At 50.0% G+C, this 5,011-nt stretch carries 5 protein-coding genes and 1 pseudogene; 1 reads left to right on the top strand and 5 read right to left on the bottom strand.

The window, feature by feature from the left end; all coding sequences use genetic code 11:
- Positions 1 to 366: pseudogene (locus AC6R1O_RS17650) on the top strand (SDR family NAD(P)-dependent oxidoreductase); the annotation flags it as partial.
- Positions 367 to 410: 44 nt separating this feature from the next.
- Here AC6R1O_RS17650 and AC6R1O_RS17645 read toward each other — a convergent pair.
- From AC6R1O_RS17645 to AC6R1O_RS17625, 5 genes are all read right to left on the bottom strand, one after another.
- Positions 411 to 896 carry an acyl-CoA thioesterase gene (locus AC6R1O_RS17645; protein ID WP_487901632.1) on the bottom strand — a complete coding sequence of 162 codons (486 nt, stop codon included), beginning with the start codon at positions 894 to 896 and terminating at the stop codon, positions 411 to 413.
- Positions 897 to 971: 75 nt separating this feature from the next.
- Positions 972 to 1,178: a hypothetical protein gene (locus AC6R1O_RS17640; protein WP_487901631.1), complete on the bottom strand. Its 207-nt coding sequence runs from the start codon at positions 1,176 to 1,178 to the stop codon at positions 972 to 974.
- A gap of 132 nt (positions 1,179 to 1,310) precedes the next feature.
- The gene (locus AC6R1O_RS17635) at positions 1,311 to 2,753 is read right to left on the bottom strand and encodes a glyceraldehyde-3-phosphate dehydrogenase (RefSeq protein WP_500637453.1); all 1,443 of its coding nucleotides are present in this window, start codon (positions 2,751 to 2,753) and stop codon (positions 1,311 to 1,313) included.
- A gap of 476 nt (positions 2,754 to 3,229) precedes the next feature.
- Positions 3,230 to 3,682 carry a dCMP deaminase family protein gene (locus AC6R1O_RS17630; RefSeq protein WP_334551540.1) on the bottom strand — a complete coding sequence of 151 codons (453 nt, stop codon included), beginning with the start codon at positions 3,680 to 3,682 and terminating at the stop codon, positions 3,230 to 3,232.
- Between the two features lie 94 nt (positions 3,683 to 3,776).
- Positions 3,777 to 5,011 (bottom strand): cytosine deaminase (locus tag AC6R1O_RS17625; RefSeq protein WP_500657512.1); only part of this gene is annotated, 1,235 nt, incomplete at its 5' end.

Genomic DNA, 5,011 nt, shown 5'->3' with positions numbered 1-5,011 from the left:
GATCTCGCGATGGCGGCTGCGGCGGCGTTGGTTAAAGCCCCTTCAGGGCATCAAGTATTGACTCTGAATGGGTCCGAGTCACTGACTAATGATGAAATGGCGCATATCATGGATCGCATCTTGGGTACGTCAATCAATATGGTGCACTTGAGTGACGATGAATTTCGTTCTCAACTGACCTCATTCCAACTGCCAGAGCTTGTTATTGAGCTGTGTGTTACGATGGACCAGCACAATCGAGGTCTCTTCTCGGATGGCAGCAGTGATGAGTTTGTTGCCCTGACTGGCTCCCAACCGCAGACGTTCGAACAGTGGTTAACAAATCATAGAACGGAACTGAGAAAGTTGGCTAATCTTGATGGCTAATCGATAGACTGAGAGGGGAAACTGCAAGCGCCCCCTGTTGATGTCTATTTGAGGTATTTGACGTGCGCTTCCATCTCTTCGCCGATTTCTTTACGCATGTTCATTAAGCGGATCGCCGAGTCACGCAGTTTAATATCATCGGCAGTCTCGGGAATCCACTCAGGGACAGGTGATGGCTTTCCATGCTCGTCTACCGCGACCATGATGACAATGCAGTGTGTGGTGAGGCGATTTTTCATCTCTTTAGGGTCGCTGGCTTGCACGTCAATGGCGATGTGCATCGATGAGGTGCCGGTGTAGATCACTTTGGCACTTACTTCGACTAAGTTGCCAACATGGATTGGCGCTACAAAACGAATTCCGCCCGCGTAGGCAGTAATGCAGTACTTACCGCTCCATGCGGCGGCATTGGCGTAGGCCGCTAAATCTATCCACTTCATGACTGCGCCGCCGTGGACCTTACCGCCAAAATTGACGTCACCCGGCTCGGCCAGAAAACGCAGTGTAATGTCCCTTTTCCCATGGCTCATAAACTCTTCCTTTTTATTCTCTTGAGCAAGCAGGGTATAGAGTTAGCACACTTTTTGGTCGAGGTGCAAACTTAACTAGCGCTGGACCTCTTCATAGTCACCTTCAATCGTGTTGCCGCTTTTATTGGCGGATGGTTCAGTGCGTGAAAATGCTGCTGAACGCTGAAGTCGTTTGCCAGCGAAAATCGCAGCGATGGTCAACGGAATAGCAAGGATAAGGCTCATTATCAAAGTAAACATGCCAACAAACAGGGCGAAGATAGCGGTCATTGCGCGTGCCATATAGGACTCCTCTTAATGTGAGAGGCTATCGTACTGAAGGCGGTATGAATGAAAGATGAATGAAAAAGGCCGCTGCATTGATGCAGCGGCAATTCGGGGGGGGATTATTATTGTTGTGGAGTTGAATTGAGATTAAGCGCGGCTTTGTGGGAACGTGGGATAGCGAACGCCCATCATTTGTTCCATACAGTGGACAACCTGGCAGCTATAGCCAAACTCATTGTCATACCAAATGTAGAGCACGCAGCGGTTGTCTTGCGTAATGGTAGCTGCGCCATCGACGACACCAGCAAAACGTGAACCGACCAAATCACTCGAGACGACTTCGGTGGAATCCGTATAGTCCATCTGGGCAGACAGGCTTGAGTTCAACGCGGCATCACGAAGATACGCGTTGAGTGAGGCTTTGTCGGTGCCTTGGGCCAAGTTGAGGTTCGCGACTGCCATCGAGACGTTCGGAGTCGGAACGCGAATGGCATTGCCCGTGAGCTTGCCCGCCAATTCAGGTAGGGCTTTAGCGACCGCTTTAGCCGCGCCGGTTGACGTTAGAACCATATTTAGCGACGCGCTGCGACCACGGCGTTCGCCTGAGTGGAAGTTATCAATCAGATTTTGGTCATTGGTAAAAGAATGCACGGTTTCTATATGGCCAGAGAGTATACCGTACTGGTCATTGACCGCTTTGAGCACCGGTGTAATCGCATTGGTCGTGCAACTGGCTGCGGACACTATGGTATCATTCGCTTCGATTTCATCGTGATTCACACCAAAGACGATGTTTTTGATTTCACCTTTGCCTGGAGCGGTCAGCAGCACCTTGCTCGCACCCGGGCAGGCCAAATGTTGGCTCAAGCCTTCGGCGTCGCGCCACACGCCCGTATTGTCGACCACTAACGCATTTTGAATACCGTAAGCGCTGTAATCGACGTCTTGAGGTTGGTTGGCATAGATGAATTGAATGTAGTTGCCGTTCACAATCAGCGCTTTGCGCTCTTCATCGACAATGATGCTGCCATTAAACTGGCCATGAACCGAGTCGCGTCGTAGTAGACTCGCGCGCTTGGCTAAATCACCCTGTTTTCCGCCGCGTACGACTACTGCGCGCAAACGTAACGGATAACCCGGGCCGGATTTTTCGACCAACAAGCGGCTTAGAAGTCGTCCAATTCGACCAAAACCATACAACACCACATCGCGAGGTGTCGGCACCGTGTTGCCATTCATCGCACCGACCAGCGCCGTGTGCAAAAAGTCACTGACGCCGTGGGCATCATCGCGACCTTGCCAAAATTGGTGGGCGAGTTGGCCGACATCAATACGACATGGTGACAGAGCCATGGTTGAGAGCGCCTGAATCAGAGGCAGGGTTTGTTCTGTGCTCAGCGGCTTTCCGGTGTAGTGACGAGCGAGCCGATGCGCTTTGATGATGTCGATGGTGGCGGCGTTGACCAGTGTTTTGCCAAACAGCAGCACTTCAACGCCTTTTTGTCGGTAAAGTTGGCTGAGTAAAGGGGAGATCGTTTCAGCATTCGTTTGGCTTTTCTGCCAGTCTAGAAGGTGATGTTCTGGACTCATGGTTTAGGGGACCTTTCACGTTTTAGGGCTGATGCTGTATTCAGTTGGGGTGCTCAATACAGCGATAGGGTTGTAACTATTTTGTAATTTTTATGCGGCAGGATTGTAATAGCTAATATCTTATTCTGCTAGTAAAAATAATGTCGGTGGTTATCACTAAATAACGTCGATATTGCAGAGGTTGATCACGTTAAGAATCAGTAGAAGTGCCTATTGACAAAAAATGAAGAGCGCAGTTAATTCGCGACAAAAAATACTTGTGACACGTCATTGGTGCAATCTTGCCTATAAGGTACATAAGGAATGCGTTTTGACTCATGGAATCTACAGATTTGGTAAACAAAACGAGATCTTAAAATGGTAAACCAAGGTCGAACGCGAGTGGGGGCGTGATGTCTTTGAGTGTCGATGAGTAAGAATGAAAAAAACGGAGCGCGGTGGGCTCCGTTTTTGGGGATAAATGGGTCGAGAAAAGTCTATGGTCTTGGGATCAGATCATCGAGCGGCAACCAGTTCACTTTCACACCCGCTTGTAAGAACATGTCTTGGCTGACTTTGATCTTGTCACCCCAGCGAGAGAGAAAATCCTCAGTTTGCTCTGGGCAGTGCACCGAGGAGATACCAGTCTGAATGATTTTCGCTGCACAGTTTGGGCACGGAAAGTGAGTCACCCAGATCTCGCAGCCATCTAAATCTCGCTTAGCAAACAAAATGGCATTTTCTTCGGCATGCAGCGTTTTTAGATACTTCATGTCTCTGTCATCCGTATTGGCACTGTCGGAAATGCCATGTGGATAGCCATTAAAGCCGACAGAGACGATGCGGTTCTGTTTTGTAATGACGGCGCCGACCTGAGTCGAAGGATCTTTACTCCAAGAGCCAACCAATTCTGCCATTTGGTAAAAACGTTGCGCCCACTTAGATATCATCAAAGCTTCCTCAAACAAATTAGATGGATAGGGTTGCTGACTAATATCCTTGTTTCGACGCCATTAGTCCAGCCCCACCTAGCCAATCCTACCGTTAACGGGTGAAATCGACCGCTTCACGCTCCTCGAGGTGAATATGCGTGGTCGCGGGTTGAGTCTCAGCGATCACTTTGCCGCCACGAATCGAATAACGCACTGGAACTTGACGTCTGACCGCGTCGAAGCCGTTTTCTGCTTCAAGCAGCAGCAGGTTACCCGGTTTACCCACTTCAATGCCGTAACGTTCTGTGATGTTGAGGGTACGCGCAGAGTGGTGGCTAATCAGCGCCAGTGACTGGTTGATTTGATCGTAACCCATCACTTGGCACACATGCAGCCCCATGTGCAGCACTTGCAACATGTTGGCGGTACCGAGTGGATACCAAGGGTCAAACACATCATCGTGGCCAAAACAGACATTAATGTTTGCGGCTAACATCTCTTTCACGCGTGTGATGCCACGGCGTTTGGGGTAGTCGTCAAATCGACCTTGAAGGTGAATGTTGACCAGCGGGTTAGCGACAAAATTGATGCCCGACATGCGTAGCAGTCGGAACAGTCGTGACGCGTAAGCGCCGTTGTATGAACCCATTGCCGTCGTGTGGCTTGCGGTGACCTTGTGCCCCATATCGAACTTGTGAGCCAATGCGGCTACGGTTTCGACGAAGCGTGATTGCTCATCATCAATTTCGTCACAGTGCACATCAATCAGACGGTCGTATTGTTGTGCTAGCTCGAAGACGTAATGCAGCGATTCGACACCATACTCGCGCGTAAACTCAAAGTGCGGGATAGCACCAATCACATCGGCGCCTAGTTTGACTGCTTCTTCAAGCAGTGCTTTACCATTAGGGTAGGAGAGGATGCCTTCTTGTGGAAAGGCGACGATTTGGATATCTACCCAAGATCGCATCTCTTCACGCACTTCAATCATTGCTTTTAGCGCAACCAGAGTCGGATCAGAGACATCCACGTGAGTACGCACATGCTGCACACCGTTTGCAATCTGCCACTTTAACGTCTGTTTGGCACGCTGCTTTACATCCTCAATAGAGAGCAGCTGCTTGCGTTCTGCCCAGCGCTCGATGCCCTCAAATAGCGTGCCCGAGATATTCCAGCTCGGTTCACCAGCCGTTTGAGTTGTGTCTAGGTGAATGTGTGGTTCGCAAAAGGGTGCGACGGCCATCGCCCCTTGTCCATCCAGCGTTTCCCCCTCAAAGTTGATAGTGGAGTTCGCATCGGTGATGGACGAAATGTGTCCATCTTCAATAAGAATCTGTTTAAGGCCGC

The organism is Vibrio sp. R11-SG3-ISO3-SZ (assembly GCF_059834345.1).
This window is presented reverse-complemented; position numbering and strand designations above follow the sequence as displayed.